The organism is Ectothiorhodospira magna, assembly GCF_900110965.1.
GTDB lineage: Bacteria > Pseudomonadota > Gammaproteobacteria > Ectothiorhodospirales > Ectothiorhodospiraceae > Ectothiorhodospira > Ectothiorhodospira magna.
This window is the reverse complement of record NZ_FOFO01000034.1, coordinates 1-15,765: the sequence shown is the minus strand read 5'-3', so window position 1 is coordinate 15,765 and position 15,765 is coordinate 1. Positions and strand designations below refer to the sequence as shown.

Below are 15,765 nucleotides of genomic sequence, written 5' to 3'. Positions count from 1 at the left end.
AGATTTAACCGCCCCAATGGCGAGCAAGTCCTTCGGCAAGAATATTAACCGTCGGCTGGCAAGCTGGACGAAAGGTGTTATTGCCGAAGCGCTTGACAGCGTTTCAAGCCGTAGAGGTTCTACGGTCGTTCTGGTCAATCCGGCCTACACATCGCAAATGGATTCCCGAACCGGTTGCCTGGATGGCAAGCGCAGAGGGGATCAATTTTACTGTTCCGACGGGGTTGTGTTGCAGGCGGACCAGAACGCTGCGCGAAACGTGCTGGCACGGTTGTTTGACCCGGATATTGAGCGGTTCACTCCGTTCAAGCGGGTCAAGGCGATCTTGCTGGAACGGACTGAGCGCCTCCGGTTGGGACTGCTCAACCAGGACTCCAGTTGCTCGCCTGCTCAAACCCGGGCGCTATCAACGGAGAGCGAATCACCGAATGAGCACTTTCGAGTATGAAATTCGGAGCAGTAAAGCCTATGCGAGCTCTCAATAAGATGATCACCAGAGGGGTGTGCCTTTCATGAAGCATCGTCTGATCCAAACCCTTTGCACGGCCGTCATCGCGGTGCTGGTGCTGATCATCCCGGAGGCTAATAGCTGCACCCGGGTGGTGTACCTTGGGCCGGAGGACCGTATCGTTACCGGCCGCAGCATGGACTGGAAGCTGCCGATGGTCAGCAATCTCTGGGCATTTCCCCGCAGCATGGCGCGGGACGGTGCCGCCGGCCCGCGTTCGGTGCAATGGACGGCCACCCATGGCAGCCTGATCGTGTCGGGCTACGATATTTCCACCGCCGATGGCATCAACGAGGCGGGTTTGGTGGCCAACCTACTGTGGGAGGTGGAAGCCACCTATCCCGAAGACGATGGGGCGACGCCGCGTATCTCGGTCTCGGTGTTCCCGCAATACCTGCTGGACCGTTATGCCTCCGTGGCAGAGGCGGTGGCCGACCTGCGCGAAAATCCCGTGCTGGTGGTGTCGGGCGAGGTGCCGGTGGGGCCGCCGGGGCGCGAGGCAACCGTCCATGTGTCGCTGTCGGACGCCGGTGGTGATAGCGCGGTCATCGAGTTCATCGCCGGCGAGATGGTCATCCATCATGACCGTGCCCATCAGGTCATGACGAATGAGCCGACCTACGTGCGGCAGCTTGCGATCCTCGAATACTGGCAGGGCGTGAACCCGCAGGAGTTCATGCCCGGCACGGTACGCGCCACCGATCGTTTCGTGCGGGCGCACTTTTACGTGAACGCGGTGGTGCAAAGTGCCGACCCGCGCATTGCGGCGGCCTCGGTGTTCAGCGTGATCCGTCAGGTGTCCGTGCCCTGGGGTATCAGCATCGCCGACCAGCCCAACCTTTCGACCACCCGCTGGCGCGTGGTGGCCGACCACAAGCAGCTGCGTTATTACGTTGAATCCGTACTTTCGCCCAGCGTTTTCTGGGTGGATCTGAAAAATCTCGATCTTTCCGCGGGCGCGCCGGTGCGTAAGCTGGACTTGGGTGTGGATATGGAGCGCATCCTCTCGGGCGAGGTGTCGGATGCCTTCGTGCCGGCCATGCCTTTTACTTTCCAGCCGGCCCCTTGAGCCAAGCTCACTTTCGGTATTTCAGCGCCTTTCTTTATGAGATGCTTGTTTTCCTTATTTTTCCCTGTTCCCTTTTTCCCGCGTCACTCCCGCGCAGGCGGGAGTCCAGGATTTTCAGTCTGTCACTGGATTCCCGCTTATGCGGGAATGACGCTAACCGGAAGCGGGCCTGCAAGTGACTGTCACTGGATTCCTGGTGCGGGGAATGCCCCGAATTATGTCTGCAACCAGGCGGTCGTCCGGGGCTGAAGGATTCGCAGCAGGCTGGCCCATTCACCCCAGGGGCACGAGGGCTGGCCATGATCGTCAATGGCCAGGAGCAGGTGTCCGTGAATATCGTGGCATTCGATGCCCAGGATCTCACCCTGATAGCCGGGTTTGCGGACGATCCAGATGGTTTCCACGCCCTTCAGTGCCAGACTCAGCCTCGCGTCCGGGCCCTGGCTCAGTTCCAGGGTGTTTTCCCGGATATTTGCTTCCAACAGAGGGCCTATCGTGCGCTGGCAGGCACCGACGTTGGATACCGAAAGACGCAGACTCATGGGCGGACCCTGTGCCTGCAGGCATTCAGCAAGCAGATTCATGGCCAGGGCCTCCGGTCTGACTCGCATGGCGTAGTCTGTACCCAGGATTTCCAGCAGCCGGGACCTTGGCAGGTCGGCAATGCCAGGGACTTCATTCAGCGGAAGATCGCCCGGCATCTGCCACCAGAGGCGAATGCCGTCCCTTTCCAGTCGTTCCATATAGGAGGGTTGCGCCTGGAACTGGCTGTAAGGGGGCATGGGGACGTGGGTGTGTTCCCGGCCCTGGCGTGAGTCCAGAAAAGGCCTGATCAGGTTGGGTGCAAATCCTTCGGGGGCGGTGGACTCCAGGGCAAAGATCCGCTCACCGTAGGCATCAAAGAACCGCAGCGATCGTGTCACGGTACCGCTTGCCCTGTCGATATCGATGGCAAAGCCGCTGTACCAGGCATCGGTACGCAGGATCATGGACTGTTGCAGGCCGAACAGATGGAGGGTGTCGTCCACCACGCGTGATTGATGGACGCACGGGGCTTGATCCAGCGTCACCCCGCGGCGGGTAGTCACGCAGCGAACGCCGGGTTGATCAAGCAGGGTGTGGATGATGCCGAACCAACCACGGCAGACCCGGTGAACGCGCCGACCGCAGGATAGAGCCAGTTGCTGGGATTCCGTCAGCCCAAGGTAACTGGTGTCATGGGCGGGCGTCGCCGGGGCAGAGAAGGTGACGTGGGCGGCGGGGTTGTTCAGGATGTGGGATGTGAACATGGGCGGGGGCCTCCCGACTCAGGCCGGATGATGGCGATGCCGACCGCAGCCCCGACAGGCCGAGGCGCATCGCTGGCGGTTTTCAGTGGGTTGCGGGGGTTGCGGGGACGCCGGCGTGCCGTGATTGGAGGTCTCGGTGTCGGGCTGATCCTGATGGGGAGTGGGAATGTGGTCAGGGGTGTGCATGACAGCTCCGTTGTATTTGCTGACAACAACACAAATGATAATCATTTTTATTTAAAATTTCTAGTCTTTGCCAGTGTGCCCTGCTGTCCTTCCTGATCAATGGGGTCTAACGACATTTCCCACCGCAGCCACCGCACTTCTGGTTGCCCCTTCGCGGCCACAGGCGGCGCCATAGAAAGATCAGTGCCGCCAGCACGATGCCTCCGGTCACCAGGATGTCGATCCAGGTGACGGAGGGTGCCTGAACCAGCATGTCATGGGCTTCCATCGCCACGATTTCCTGGTGTCGCGGTGGCCAGGCCCGATTTGACCCTCCGGCGAGGCCATAGGCCCACCATCAGCAGAAGGGCCAGTATCAGAACCCAGAAACCGATCATCATGTGGATGGCATCCAGGGTGAACGCCTGTCCCAGGCTGTGGATGGCGCTGGCCATCAGCAGCCCCAGGGCAGCGGGGAAGACGATGGAAAAGAGCATCCAGCCGGTGGAGTCGGTCTGTACCCTGACCATGATGGCGGTGGCCAGACAGGGGGGATAGATGGCGAAGAACACGATCAGGGCCAGGGCCACCAGGGCGCCTTCGCTGCCTCCCATGGCCGTTCCCATGCGCTCTTCCAGGGGCCGACTGGCCCCTTCCTCCTGCTGGAACAGTACGCCCAGGGTGGCCACGGCGCTTTCACGGGCGGCAAAGGAACTGAGCAGGGCCACATTGATCTTCCAGTCGAATCCCGCTGCCCGGGTCAGGGGTTCCAGGGCCTGCCCGGTGCGGCCCAGCAGGCTGTTGTGGATGCGGGTCTCCTGCATCTCCAGGCGCAACAGCCTGCGTTCCTGATCCAGGGTGCGCAGGGCGCGATTGATGGCGCGAACATCCCGGTCACCCCCACCGGGGCGCACGAAGGGGAAATAGATCGGATCGGCCTGTTCGAAGCGCCGGTCCAGTGACTGGACAGCCTCCGGCGTGCTCAGGTTCATGCGCCTGGCTCGGTAGGCATTGGACAGACTCAGGGCCTGCATCAGCTGTTCAGGCGTCTGAAACAGGTGGGCATGGGGGTTGTCATGGATCTGGTCATGGAATTGATTCAGTGCGATCTGGGCGCGCTGTTCAAAGTTCTCTTGTTCTTCCGCTGATAGCCCCGGCAGATTCAAAAGGACGAAGATCACCACCGCCACCGCCAGCACGATGGTGCCCACCTTCTTGATGTAGAGCCAGGTCCGGTCCAGGGCGCGGCGCATGACGCCCTTGGCCGTGGGCAGGTGATAGCGGGGCATCTCCATCACGAACGGGACGGTTTCCATGGGCCGGAGCAGGGTGCGGGTCAGCAGCCAGGCCACCAGCAGGGCCACCATGATGGTGATGGTGGCGATGAAGAACATGATCAGGCCCTTGTGGTCGACGAAGAAGATGCCGATGAGCAGGGTGTACAGGGGGATCTTGGCCAGGCAGTTCATGTAGGGCACGGTGAGGATGGTGGCCAGCCGTGCCCTGGGATCGGGGATGGCGCGGGTGGCCATCACCCCGGGGACGGCGCAGCCGCCGGCAAAGACGCCGCCCAGGATCAGGGGCAGGGTGGACTGGCCGTGCAGCCCGAACCGATGCAGCACCCGGTCCAGGATGAAGGCGATCCGTGCCATGTAGCCGGAGTCTTCCAGGATGGCGATGAGGGCGAACAGGATCAGGAAGATGGGGACGTAGTTAAGCAGGGTATTGACGCTGTCCAGGAGCCACAGCCCCAGTGACCGGGACAGGGGATCGTGCAGAAAGCCCGCCGCCGGCAGCCAGTCGGCGGCCAGATTGCGGACCCCCGCCAGCAGAGGCCAGGTGTACTGGGTCAGTTCATAGCCCTGCACGATGGCCGTGTGGTAGATCACGTAGATGGTGGCCAGCAGAAACACCGGTGCCAGCCAGCGATTGAGCAGGATGCGGTCCGCCCGCTCGGTCCAACTGATCCGCTGCCCGCCGGCGCCCGTGTTCAGGCACTGGCTCGTGAGGTCGTGGGCGTGCCGGTCCCGCATCATGATGACGTAGTCGGCCAGATCCTGGTCATGGTCCTTCTGGAACCGGTCGCGGCGGTCGCGAGCCTCCGCCAACAGTGTCTCCATGGATTCCGGCGCCAGCCCGTGCCGCAGCAGGAGCGGCTTGCCTTCCGGGTCGTTCTCCAGCAGGCGCAGGGCCATCCAGCGGTTCTTCAGGCTGTCGGGCAGCCTCTCCATGATGGCCTGGATGTGGGGTTCCAGGGCGCCATAGCGGGGCAGTCGGGCGGCGATGCGGTGCCCGCCATCCAGCAGGCCGCTGATTTCCCGTTTCAGTTGATCCAGGCCCTGACCCCGCCGGCCCACGGTCTCCACCACCGGCACGCCCAGCAACTCGGCAAGCCGCCGTGGATCGAGGGTGTGGCCCTGACGGCGAACCACGTCACTCATGTTGAGGGCGCAGATCACCGGCAGGCCCATTTCCAGCAGTTGAAACGTCAGTGACAGACCCCGTTGCAACTGGGCGGCGTCCAGCACATGGATGCCCAGTGTCGGCGGCGAGTCCAGCAGGAAACTTCTGACCACCCGCTCCTCGGGTGAGAAGGCGGTGAGGCTGTAGGTGCCGGGCAGGTCCACCAGATTCAGGCGCCGATCCCCGAGATGCATCGGGCCCTGCTTCTTTTCCACCGTCACGCCCGGATAGTTGGCCACGTGCTGGCGCAGGCCGGTGAGGGCGTTGAACAGGGTGGATTTACCGCAATTGGGTTGCCCGATGAGGGCGATGCCGCCCCGGATGTCGCCGGGGCGGGCAGTGGTCAGGGGGATGGTGTGCATGCTTCAAGGGTTACCGTAATGTGAAAGGCTTCCTGGCGCCGGATGGCCACGAAACTGTCGCCGGCATCCAGGCGGACTTCCAGGGGATCGCCCAGGGGGGCGAGTCGCACCAGCTGAATCCGGCGACCGGGAAGCAGCCCCATGTCCAGCAGTCGCTGGCGAATCGATCCCGAGGCGGTCAGCCGGAGGATGCGGCAGGACTGGCCGGGCCGAATCTGGTCCAGGGTCTGATCCGGTTCAGCGCAGCTCATGGACCTGTACCCAGATCACGGCCTCCTGGCTCAGGGGTTCGCCCTTGTATTCGGTCACGGGACCCGATTCCGGGGCGGCAAAGCCCCATACGCCAGCCTTGGGCAGGGCGAAGTGAAAGATCCCGTTTGCATCGGTGTGGGTGACGAAGGTTTCAAACGCGGGAGAGGGGAAGTTCAGGTGCCCTTCCTTGCGCAGGGTGTTCTTGTCCATGAGTACGTCGTGGTTCATGAACTCCACCTCGATCTCCGCGCCCGCCACCGGCTCGCCGTCGGAGAGCAGCTGGGCGCTGAAGAGCATGCCGGCGTAGAGGGCGTAGGGCTTCACCAGCGGCACGATTTCGGTCGGCAGGCCCAGGGGCTTGTCCCAGTCGGAGGGTGCGCCGCCGCGGTTGACGATGGTCTTGGTGAATTGCTGGATATAACCGTCTCCTTCCTCCAGATAGGGGGCCGGCACCAGGGCAAAGACGTAATCGCCATTGCGCCGGATGGGGACTTCGGCCGCAAAGGCGCGCCCCTGGTTATGGGCGCCCTGCCAGGTGATTGGCTTGAGGGTGTTCATCAGGTCCGTTTTTTGTCCCTGGTGCACCACGAAGAACTGTTCGGGGGTACCCATGTCCATCACCGCCCCGTTGCCGGCCGGATGGGTGAAGACTAGGCGGAAGGGCAGGGTGGTGGGGCTGTCATGGATGAATGAGGGGGTGTAGAGCAGCTGGAAATGGGCTTGCGTCGGCGCGGCGAGTCCAACCAGGAAAGCCAGGCCTGCTGTCATCAGGGATCGCTTCATCATTTTGCGCGCTCCTTGGGAACGAAGGTCAGGGCAGGATACGGCTGCCGGGAATCTCGATCCGGTGACCTTCACCGGCATCGAATACCGCGGTATAGGTGCCTTCGGGCTTGTCGAACTCGATTTCGCTCAGGGTGTTGAGCTGGTCTTCCAGTAGCACCCCGCCATTGCCGTCCAGCACGCGGATGGTCACGCCGGCGGCGGATGAGCCGTCGGAGAAGCCGCCTTCGCAGAGAATGGTGCCGTCGCCGTTGTCGTAGCAGGCGAACAGGGGAGTATGGGCCAGGGCCGGGCCGCCGAGCAGGCACAGGGCCAGCGTGGTGGTGGGAAGGGAGACGAGCTTCATGACGCACCTCTTGCCGTCAGGGGGTGGGACGGGACTGGCTGGCTAGCCGCTGCAAGGGCATCACTGGCTGATTTTTATAACGATAACGATTCTTTTAATTGATTACGAAGGTACTTGCATTCGGCTTTGATACCTTTGATGACTTATATCAAGCCGGGTCAGCGCCGCATTCGGGATCACGCGCTGGCACGCCGCGGTGATACGTCCATGTCCGGGGCATCCTGGGCCAGCAGGCGGCACCACGCCAGGATCCGAGTTTGGGTGAGCTACCCGGACCGCAGATGCGCCCTGGGATCGAAAGGCATCTCCTTGCTCATGCGCTCGTAGAATGAGCGAGCGGATTTTCCGTCGGCGGGCGGGGTATGGATCTGCAGTACCAGGTACTGATCCCCCGGCGGAGTTCCCGGCAGACCACGACCCTTGAGTCGCAGGCGGCGGCCTGACTGGGAACCGGCGGGGATCTTCATGTCTACCCGCCCATCCAGGGTGGGTACGTTCACTGTCGCCCCCAGGGCCGCCTCCCAAGGCGTGATCGGCAGGTCCAGATGGACATCCCGACCTTCCAGGCGGAAATAGGGGTGAGGCTTGATGCGGATCTCCAGATACAGATCCCCCGCTGGGCCGCCGCTGATGCCTGGGGTACCCTGCCCCGCCAGGCGAATCCGCTGACCCTCGGTCACGCCGGGAGGGATCTTCACCTGCAGGGTCCGGTCGCCGGCACGGACGGAGACGGTACCCCCCTTCACCGCCCGTTCCAGATCCAGGCGGATACGGGCAGTCCTGTCCTCTCCCTGGCCGGTAAAGCCCCGATGGGTGCGGTGGCCACGGGTGCGCTGGGCACCCTGCCGACCGAACAGGGCCTCGAAGAATTCGGAAAAATCCCCCTGGGTGAATCCATCCCGAAAGCCGCTGCTTGCCCCCCCGGCGCGTCCGCCGGTTGCCCCCCTGAACCAGGCGTCAAAGTCCGGCGGCGGACGAAAATCCTGCCCCGGGCGCCAGTGATTGCCCAGTTGATCGTAGGTTTTGCGCTTTTCCGGGTCACCCAGGACCTCATAGGCTTCGTTTATCGCCTTGAACCGTGCTTCGGCATCGGGTTCCTTGCTCACGTCTGGATGATACTTGCGGGCAAGACGGCGATAGACCTTCTTGAGTTCATCCTGGGTGGCGGTGCGCTCCACCCCGAGTACCTTGTAGTAATCTTTGTATTCCATGGCCCGTCAGGATACTCCGAAAGCGAGTGCGCCGCGTGGGAACGCGGCGCAAGGTGGGTGTCGCGGGAAAATACCGTTGCCGGATATCAGCTTTCCACGGAAATACGCCGAGGCTGAACCTTCTCCTGCTTGGGAATGCGGACTTCCAGTACACCGTTCACGCTGCGGGCGGAGATGCGCTCGGCATCCGCAGTGTCCGGCAGGCTGAAGCGACGGAAGAAGCTGCCGCGGATGCGCTCCACCCGCTTGTAGTGCTCCCGCTCTTCCTTGGTCTCGGCCTTGCGCTCGCCGCTGATGGTGAGCACACCGTTTTCCATGTGCACTTCAATGTCCTTGGGGTCTACGCCGGGGACATCCGCATGCAGGACATAGGCGTCCTTTTCTTCCCGGATATCCACCGCTGGCACCCAATCGGCAGTGGCGGCGGTTTCCTCGTTGCCGTAACCGCTGCCGTGCAGGCGATCAAGTTCACGGGACAACTGATTCAGAAGACTCCAGGGTTCATAACGGGTCAACATGATAAAGTCCTCCTGTTCACTGCTTGTCGTGATTGGGCTGTTAGCCCCTGTCGTGAGCAGATATAGGTCCGGCCGGGAGGATTTCAAGGGGGCGAGGGGCGTCACAGATGCTCCGGTGACAGAGCCGCAGGAGAGGAGGAGGTCTTGGTCCTTCTGCAGACAAGATGCGCCGGTCACATTACACTTTGCTGCCATGAACCCACACCCCAGACCCCTCACCCGCATTGCCCATGAGCAACTTGCCGAAAGGCTGTGCCCCGGTGACCGGGTGGTGGACGCCACGGCGGGCAACGGTCACGATACCCTCTTCCTTGCCCGGACCGTGGGGGAGCAAGGTCACGTCTGGGCCTTCGATATCCAGTCGGAAGCGCTGACAGCCACCCGTGAGCGCCTTGCCGGTGAAGGCGTGGCAAAACGGGTCACGCTGGTCCATGACGGGCACCAGCATCTGCGAAATCACCTGCCCGACACCGCCGAAGGGAAGATCAAGGCGGTCATGTTCAACCTGGGCTATCTGCCCGGCGGCGACCATGCCCTGGTAACGCGCCCCGACACCACCCTGCGCGCCCTGGATGCCGCCATGACCCTGCTGGCGCCGGATGGCATCATCAGCCTGATGATCTACCGGGGACACCCGGGGGGATGGGAAGAATTCGAGGCCATCGAAAGCTGGCTTGCCCGATCCCGTCCGGAGACCTGCCTTGCGTCCCATGGCGTCGGTGACCACAAGACCCCGGTGCTGCTCCTGCTGGGCGCCGGGTGCGGATCAACCCCATTCCACAAGGAGTGACTCTTGGATACCTTCAAACTGGTAAGACCTGAACACCTGAATCACTACGGCTATCTCTTCGGCGGCTTTTTGCTCAAGTGGGTGGATGAGATCGCCTGGATTGCCGCCAGTCGCGACCACCCTGGCTGCCGTTTTGTCACCGTGGCCATGAACGGGGTGGAGTTCCACCGCGGGGTGCATCAGGGGGCAGTGCTGCGCTTCAATTCCCGTGAGCACAAGCGGGGCAACACCTCGGTGCAGTACGCCGTGAGCGTCTTTTGCGATGACCTGGAAAGCGGTACGGAAGAACCCATCTTTTCTACCTGTATCACCTTCGTGCGTCTGGACAATGAGGGCAACAAAATTCCCCTGCCAGCCGCTGATGGAAGTGTAAAACAAGGGTGATTGATCAAACGGCGGATGTGGTCCTGGCGATCTGTAGCTGGTGCCGTTGGACCCCGGCCCGGGCCAGGCGGGATTGCAGGGCGGGCAGTTGTGCTTCCAGTTCAGGCACCACGGTGGTGCGCACCTCCAAGGCCACATCGGTGGCCAGCACCCGGTACAGGCTGTCCCAGGCGGCCTCGCCGGAACCCGGCACACCCGTGATCGCCGGATAGTCTTCGGGCAGGGCCTTGATGTCCAGGCCCACCCAATCGGTGAAGGGCAGCACCCGGGCCAGACGCTCGGGATAGACGCCGGCGGTGTGCAACCCCACCTTGAAGCCCATGTTTCGCACCTGGACCATGGCCCGTGCCAGCCCGCCCTGCAGGGTGGGCTCGCCGCCGCTGAACACCACGGCATCCAGCAGCCCGCGGCGCCGGGACAGAAATGCCGTCACCTGGTGCCAGCCTATCGGCGCCTCCGTCCGTGGCGGCTGGAGCCGGGTGTTATGGCAATACCCGCAGCGCCAGGGGCAGCCCTGGCAGAAGATCACCGCCGCCAGCTCACCGGGATAGTCGATGGTGGTGAGGGGCGTCATTCCCCCCACCCGCAGCGATTCAGCCACTGGGGCTGTCACGGTATGTTCAGCGGTGTCCATGGCCCATGACGCCGGGTTCCTCGAAGTAGCGGCGCTGCGCGTGTTCCGACTGCTTGCCCTGGTTGAAGGCGGACACCGGGCGGTGATACCCCATGACCCGGGTCCAGACCTCGCAGGGGGTGCGTTCCTCGTCGCTCAGGGTGATGTCGGCGGAGATTGGGGAATTCGTTTTCATCATTTTTGTGATTTCCTTGAAAAGGGTGGGGTACGACTCAGGCCACCGCGGCGGCCTGGGCCTGTTTGCGGGCGATGATCTCCTGGTCGCAGTGGGGGCAGAAGGCATGCTCGCCGGCGATGTAACCGTGCCTGGGGCAGATGGAGAAGATCGGCGTGACCGTGATGTAGGGCTGACGGAAGTTTTCCAGGGCCCGGCGCACCAGGCGCTTGCAGGTCTCCGGGGAGGAGATCTGCTCGCCCATGTACAGATGCAGCACGGTGCCGCCGGTGTAGCGGGTCTGCAGTGCTTCCTGGCGGGACAGGGCCTCGAAGGGATCGGCGGTGAAGCCCACCGGCAGCTGGGAGCTGTTGGTGTAGTAGGGGGCATCAGCGGTGCCAGACTGGATGATGCCCGGATAGCGCTTTTGATCCTCCCGGGCAAAGCGGTAGGTGGTGCCCTCGGCGGGCGTCGCCTCCAGGTTGTACATGTTGCCGGTCTCCTCCTGGAATTCCAGCATCCGGGCGCGGACATGGTCCAGCAGACTCAGGGCCATGGCATGGCCGGCGTCGGTGGTGATGTCCTGGGCATCGTCGGTGAAGTTGCGGATCATCTCGTTGATGCCGTTGACGCCGATGGTGGAGAAGTGGTTGCGCAATGTCCCCAGATAGCGCCGGGTGTAGGGGAACAGCCCGTCCTCCATGTGTCGGGCGATGACCTTGCGCTTGATCTCCAGGCTGTTGCGGGCCAGTTCCAGCAGCCGGTCCAGCTGGGCCAGCAGACCGGCTTCGTCGCCCCGATGGGTGAAGCCCAGGCGGGCGCAGTTGATGGTGACCACGCCCAGGGAGCCGGTCTGTTCCGCCGAGCCGAACAGGCCGTTGCCCCGCTTGAGCAGTTCCCGCAGGTCCAGCTGCAGTCGGCAGCACATGGAGCGCACCATGTTGGGCGACAGCTCCGAGTTGAGGAAATTCTGGAAATAGGGCAGGCCGTACTTGGCGGTCATGGCGAACAGCCGTTCCGTGTTGTCGCTGTCCCAGGGAAAATCCGGGGTGATGTTGTAGGTGGGAATGGGGAAGGTGAAGATCCGGCCCCGGGCGTCTCCTTCGGTCATCACTTCGATGTAGGCCCGGTTGATCATGTCCATCTCCGCCTGCAGGTCGCCGTAGCAGAAATCCTGCTCCTGGCCGCCGATGACGGGCACCTGCTCCCGCAGGTCTTCCGGGCAGACCCAGTCGAAGGTCAGATTGGTGAAGGGGGTCTGGCAGCCCCAGCGGGACGGGACGTTGAGGTTGTAGATCAGTTCCTGCATGTACTGCTTGACCTGGGGGTAGTCGAGCCGGTCCACGCGGACAAACGGGGCCATGTAGGTGTCGAAGCTGGAAAAGGCCTGAGCGCCGGCCCATTCGTTCTGCAGGGTGCCCAGGAAATTGACGATCTGGCCCACGGCGGAGGAGAAGTGGCGGGGCGGGGCGGCTTCCACCTTGCCCGGCACGCCGTTGAAGCCTTCCACCAGCAGGGTGCGCAGGGACCAGCCGGCGCAGTAGCCGGCCAGCATGTCCAGATCATGGATGTGGTAGTCGCCGTCCCGGTGGGCCTGGCCGATCTCCGGGGGATAGACGTGGTTGAGCCAGTAATTGGCGATCATCTTGCCGGAGGTGTTGAGGATCAGGCCGCCCAGGGAGTAGCCCTGGTTGGCGTTGGCGGCCACCCGCCAGTCGGAGCGGTCCAGGTATTCGCTGATGGAGGCATCCACATCCACCAGGGTCCGGCGGTCGTCGCCCTTGATGGCCTGGGTGGGCAGGGTGGGCATTCGGGAAAGCAAAGACTCCATGAAAACGGGATCCTTCTGTGGGAACGATATATGGTGCCGCGGATTATAGCAGGCACAATATTTTGTGGAAGTCCTGGAGCCATGGACTAGCCCTGTTCTGGTCAAGTCGCAGCGGACACGGATTAAGCAGCAACCGCTAGAAAATGTGGACTTCTCCGACCACCCCCTGCTACGGGCAGGGCTGGCGGCCCTGGCCTGGGCCTTCGTCACACACTTTCAACCCGAGCAACTGGCCCGGTTACTGCGGGATTTACCCGATGAACACCCCCTGACCCGGCAGATATTGATTTACATCGTCCGGGTCCACACAATGACCGAAGATGAATTCAAGCAAGGGGTGGCCATGGCCAAACCCCATCTCGTGGAGGCACTCACCATGTCGCTGGCTCAGGAATGGATGGATCGCGGCGAAGCCAAGGGGCTTCAGAAAGGCATTCAACAGGGCATTCAGCAGGGCGAGGCTCAGACCTTGCTGCGTCAGATTGAGCGCAAGTTCGGCCCCCAGGCCAGGATGCACTGCCAACAGCGTGTCCTGCAGGCTGATGAGGCTCAGTTACTCCAGTGGATCGATAACATCCTCACCGCTGAACGCCTCGAAGACCTCTTCCAGGACGATTCCTCCCTGCAGTAACCTGTCCACACCCCGGCCACGGATCTGGCCGGGAAGCCCCGCAATCGGTGCGTGATGGAGGTCAATAAAAAGGTTACCGTAGAGCCCTGTTTCACAAGGTTTTTTTCTTGCTCAACAGGCCCCCGGCACAGATCCGTACGTGCGCTACTAACGCATACGGCTCCTACATCGGCGCACTGGGTGTCCTTTAGAACGCGGGTGTCCTTTAGAACGCGAAATTGGATATTCCAGCACCCGAAAGCATGTAATGACAAAGACATTACATTTGGCTATCATCCACCTGTCAAGCCACTGGAGTCAGCCTCATGCCTGCGGTCGATCCCCATACCAAACGCACGGCGCTTAACCTGCGCATCAAGCCGGAGCTGCGCACATTGATTGATTCCGCCGCCAAGGTGCGCGGCAAGAATCGCACTGATTTCATTTTGGAAGCAGCCCAACAGGCGGCAGAAGAGGCCTTGCTGGACCAGGCGCTGATCCGCGTCAGCCCGCAAGCCCACGCTGAGTTTCTGGCGTGTCTGGATCGCCCAGTCGCACCCAATGACCGTCTGCAGAAGACATTGAAAACGCCAGCGCCGTGGAATCGAGTCTAACGCTTGCTGCCCCCGAGCCTTTGGGGCCGCATCACGATACTCAGGCCTTCACCTGTGGCGTCGAGAGCCTGGATCGTTGGCTCACGCAACGGGCAATGAAGAATCAGGCGACTGGCGCATCACGCACCTTTGTCGCCTGCGAGGGCGATCGGGTGATGGCCTATTACTCGCTGGCCTCCAGTGCGGTGACTACCGATGAAGCCACTGGGCGCCTGCGGCGCAACATGCCTGATCCCGTTCCGGTAGTGGTACTGGGCAGGCTGGCTGTTGATCAATCATTGCGTGGGCAAGGTGTCGGACGCGCCTTGGTGCGCGATGCGTGTTTTCGGGTGGTGGCCGCTGCAGAGACGATTGGTATTCGAGGAATATTGGTGCACGCGCTCTCGCCCCAGGCCCGAGCGTTTTATGAGCGCGTCGGTTTTGAGCCTTCGCCGCTGGATCCGATGACCTTGATGGTGAGACTTGCGGATCTGCGCGCGACATTGCTGTAAAGCACTGGGCGCATCGCGAGTGGATCAGCTTGGGTATATTGCACGGCCCGAGATGGCAGCCAGTGGCCTGATGCCGGGTTTTTCTATCTGCACCATGGTTTCATCAATAAAAAGTGGGTGCCCTTTGGACTGCGTGATGGAGGTCAATAAAAAGTGGGGGTCCTTTAGACGTTGCTGCTCCGAATTTCATACTCGAAAGTGCTCATTCGGTGATTCGCTCTCCGTTGATAGCGCCCGGGTTTGGGCGAGCAACTGGAGTCCTGGTTGAGCAGTCCCAACCGGAGGCGCTCAGTCCGTTCCAGCAAGATCGCCTTGACCCGCTTGAACGGAGTGAACCGCTCAATATCCGGGTCGGCGCACTGGGTGTCCTTTACCATGCTCTGTTCTCACGAATGGGCGGACTTGTTCAGCGTTTCCTTTAGTCCTTGCTAAGCCGCCTTGCCGTGGCGCTCACGCCAAAGATCGTAATCGAGTTGCATTCCCGCCCAGACTTCGGCACGTCCGCCTCGCTCCACACCCAGCCAGTGCTCGATGCGCAAAGCCATCTTTGGTGAAATACCCGCGTGACCGTGAAGCACACGGGACAGTGCTGCCCGCGTGACGCCCAGTTCGCGAGCTGCGGCTGCCACCGAAAGTCCCAGCGCTGGCAACACGTCATCTCGCAGGATTTCTCCGGGGTGCGGTGGATTGTGCATCGTCATCATGACCCTCCTCAGTGGTAGTCCTGATAATCGACCAGGATTGCATCACCGTTATCGAACTTGAAGGTCAGCCGCCAATTGCCGCTGACCGAAACGGACCAATGCTCCGACAGATTGCCTGTGACTGCTCCCCGCCCTAAGCGCTGACGCGCCACGGGCGAGGCTTCCCACTTCTCAGGCAGCAGCCGGCGATGTGCCGGACTTACGCAAGCCTCCATGGGCAGAGACGGACAGCCCTTCCGCCTTCAACTTTACTATGCCTTGATGCTTGATGTTCAGCGCCGCGTTGATATCCCGGTCATGCTGTGTGTGGCAGGCCGGGCATTCCCACGACCGGACGTTCAACGGCATGGCGTCCCTCTTGTGCTGGCAGACATGGCAGGTTTTGGAGCTGGCAAACCACGGGTCGATCTTGACCAGATGCTTGCCCTGCTCCCTGGCCTTGTAGTCCAGCTTAGTGGTCAAGGCATGCCAGGACGCATCGCCGATGTGCTGGGCGAGTCTGGCGTTCTTCATCATGTTGCCGACCTTCAGCGTCTCGACGATCACCGCTTGGTTGTCGTCAACGATCTGTCGAGAGAGCTTGTGCT

General features: G+C 62.0%; 22 protein-coding genes. 7 read left to right on the top strand and 15 right to left on the bottom strand.

What is annotated here, in order from left to right:
• Together BMX62_RS11845 and BMX62_RS11840 are read left to right on the top strand one after the other, a co-directional pair.
• Positions 1-448 (top strand): zinc ribbon domain-containing protein (locus BMX62_RS11845; protein WP_143339779.1); only part of this gene is annotated, 448 nt, incomplete at its 5' end.
• A 64-nt stretch (positions 449-512) separates the two neighbouring features.
• A complete protein-coding gene (locus tag BMX62_RS11840; protein WP_090209316.1) occupies positions 513-1,577 on the top strand; it encodes a linear amide C-N hydrolase in 1,065 nt (354 codons plus the stop codon).
• A gap of 215 nt (positions 1,578-1,792) precedes the next feature.
• On the opposite strand, the gene BMX62_RS11835 is transcribed toward BMX62_RS11840, so the two are convergent.
• The 9 genes from BMX62_RS11835 to BMX62_RS11805 form a co-directional block, all read right to left on the bottom strand.
• A complete protein-coding gene (locus BMX62_RS11835; RefSeq protein WP_090209313.1) occupies positions 1,793-2,866 on the bottom strand; it encodes a ChuX/HutX family heme-like substrate-binding protein in 1,074 nt (357 codons plus the stop codon).
• 18 nt (positions 2,867-2,884) lie between these two features.
• A complete protein-coding gene (locus tag BMX62_RS12865) occupies positions 2,885-3,052 on the bottom strand; it encodes a hypothetical protein (protein WP_156055394.1) in 168 nt (55 codons plus the stop codon).
• 106 nt (positions 3,053-3,158) lie between these two features.
• Positions 3,159-3,320, bottom strand: coding sequence for a FeoB-associated Cys-rich membrane protein (locus BMX62_RS12860; protein ID WP_156055392.1), 162 nt, complete (start codon positions 3,318-3,320; stop codon positions 3,159-3,161).
• Complete coding sequence (feoB, locus tag BMX62_RS11830; protein ID WP_090209309.1) at positions 3,307-5,856, bottom strand: ferrous iron transport protein B; 2,550 nt, start codon at positions 5,854-5,856, stop codon at positions 3,307-3,309. The genes BMX62_RS12860 and feoB overlap by 14 nt, the downstream gene beginning before the upstream one ends.
• Positions 5,838-6,107: a FeoA family protein gene (locus BMX62_RS11825; RefSeq protein WP_090209306.1), complete on the bottom strand. Its 270-nt coding sequence runs from the start codon at positions 6,105-6,107 to the stop codon at positions 5,838-5,840. The genes feoB and BMX62_RS11825 overlap by 19 nt, the downstream gene beginning before the upstream one ends.
• Positions 6,094-6,894 (bottom strand): DUF4198 domain-containing protein, encoded by an 801-nt coding sequence (locus BMX62_RS11820; RefSeq protein ID WP_238375984.1) that lies wholly within the window; start codon positions 6,892-6,894, stop codon positions 6,094-6,096. Before BMX62_RS11820 ends, BMX62_RS11825 begins: the two co-directional genes overlap by 14 nt.
• Before the next feature lie 25 nt (positions 6,895-6,919).
• Positions 6,920-7,237 (bottom strand): hypothetical protein, encoded by a 318-nt coding sequence (locus tag BMX62_RS11815; RefSeq protein ID WP_090209301.1) that lies wholly within the window; start codon positions 7,235-7,237, stop codon positions 6,920-6,922.
• A 266-nt stretch (positions 7,238-7,503) separates the two neighbouring features.
• Positions 7,504-8,448, bottom strand: a complete 945-nt coding sequence (locus tag BMX62_RS11810) for a DnaJ C-terminal domain-containing protein (protein WP_090209298.1) — start codon at positions 8,446-8,448, stop codon at positions 7,504-7,506.
• An 86-nt stretch (positions 8,449-8,534) separates the two neighbouring features.
• Positions 8,535-8,969, bottom strand: a complete 435-nt coding sequence (locus BMX62_RS11805; RefSeq protein WP_090209324.1) for an Hsp20/alpha crystallin family protein — start codon at positions 8,967-8,969, stop codon at positions 8,535-8,537.
• A gap of 190 nt (positions 8,970-9,159) precedes the next feature.
• On the opposite strand from BMX62_RS11805, the gene mnmM reads away from it, so the two are divergent.
• The gene (gene mnmM, locus BMX62_RS11800; RefSeq protein WP_090209294.1) at positions 9,160-9,756 is read left to right on the top strand and encodes a tRNA 5-(aminomethyl)-2-thiouridylate-methyltransferase MnmM; all 597 of its coding nucleotides are present in this window, start codon (positions 9,160-9,162) and stop codon (positions 9,754-9,756) included.
• A 3-nt stretch (positions 9,757-9,759) separates the two neighbouring features.
• Complete coding sequence (locus tag BMX62_RS11795) at positions 9,760-10,140, top strand: acyl-CoA thioesterase (RefSeq protein ID WP_090209290.1); 381 nt, start codon at positions 9,760-9,762, stop codon at positions 10,138-10,140.
• A gap of 4 nt (positions 10,141-10,144) precedes the next feature.
• Here BMX62_RS11795 and BMX62_RS11790 read toward each other — a convergent pair whose 3' ends face one another.
• Genes BMX62_RS11790 through BMX62_RS11780 form a run of 3 tightly spaced genes read right to left on the bottom strand, consistent with a single transcriptional unit; the run spans position 10,145 to position 12,759 of the window.
• Complete coding sequence (locus BMX62_RS11790; protein WP_090209286.1) at positions 10,145-10,774, bottom strand: anaerobic ribonucleoside-triphosphate reductase activating protein; 630 nt, start codon at positions 10,772-10,774, stop codon at positions 10,145-10,147.
• Positions 10,761-10,952 carry an anaerobic ribonucleoside-triphosphate reductase gene (gene nrdD, locus BMX62_RS13290; protein WP_090209281.1) on the bottom strand — a complete coding sequence of 64 codons (192 nt, stop codon included), beginning with the start codon at positions 10,950-10,952 and terminating at the stop codon, positions 10,761-10,763. Before nrdD ends, BMX62_RS11790 begins: the two co-directional genes overlap by 14 nt.
• 34 nt (positions 10,953-10,986) lie before the next feature.
• Positions 10,987-12,759, bottom strand: coding sequence for a ribonucleoside triphosphate reductase (locus BMX62_RS11780; RefSeq protein ID WP_338011481.1), 1,773 nt, complete (start codon positions 12,757-12,759; stop codon positions 10,987-10,989).
• 145 nt (positions 12,760-12,904) lie between these two features.
• Here BMX62_RS11780 and BMX62_RS11775 point away from each other — a divergent pair, with 145 nt between their 5' ends.
• The 3 genes from BMX62_RS11775 to BMX62_RS11765 all read left to right on the top strand — a co-directional run bounded on the left by BMX62_RS11775 (position 12,905) and on the right by BMX62_RS11765 (position 14,474).
• Positions 12,905-13,390, top strand: a complete 486-nt coding sequence (locus BMX62_RS11775; protein WP_090209278.1) for an RpnC/YadD family protein — start codon at positions 12,905-12,907, stop codon at positions 13,388-13,390.
• Positions 13,391-13,695: 305 nt separating this feature from the next.
• Positions 13,696-13,983, top strand: coding sequence for a type II toxin-antitoxin system TacA family antitoxin (locus BMX62_RS11770; RefSeq protein ID WP_090209275.1), 288 nt, complete (start codon positions 13,696-13,698; stop codon positions 13,981-13,983).
• Positions 13,984-14,078: 95 nt separating this feature from the next.
• Complete coding sequence (locus BMX62_RS11765; RefSeq protein ID WP_238375983.1) at positions 14,079-14,474, top strand: GNAT family N-acetyltransferase; 396 nt, start codon at positions 14,079-14,081, stop codon at positions 14,472-14,474.
• Positions 14,475-14,902: 428 nt separating this feature from the next.
• Here BMX62_RS11765 and BMX62_RS11760 read toward each other — a convergent pair whose 3' ends face one another.
• The 3 genes from BMX62_RS11760 to BMX62_RS11750 all read right to left on the bottom strand — a co-directional run.
• The gene (locus BMX62_RS11760) at positions 14,903-15,175 is read right to left on the bottom strand and encodes a HigA family addiction module antitoxin (protein WP_090209319.1); all 273 of its coding nucleotides are present in this window, start codon (positions 15,173-15,175) and stop codon (positions 14,903-14,905) included.
• An 11-nt stretch (positions 15,176-15,186) separates the two neighbouring features.
• A complete protein-coding gene (locus BMX62_RS11755) occupies positions 15,187-15,393 on the bottom strand; it encodes a type II toxin-antitoxin system RelE/ParE family toxin (protein WP_090209269.1) in 207 nt (68 codons plus the stop codon).
• Positions 15,350-15,765 (bottom strand): RNA-guided endonuclease TnpB family protein (locus BMX62_RS11750; RefSeq protein ID WP_143339777.1); only part of this gene is annotated, 416 nt, incomplete at its 5' end. The genes BMX62_RS11750 and BMX62_RS11755, both read right to left, overlap by 44 nt.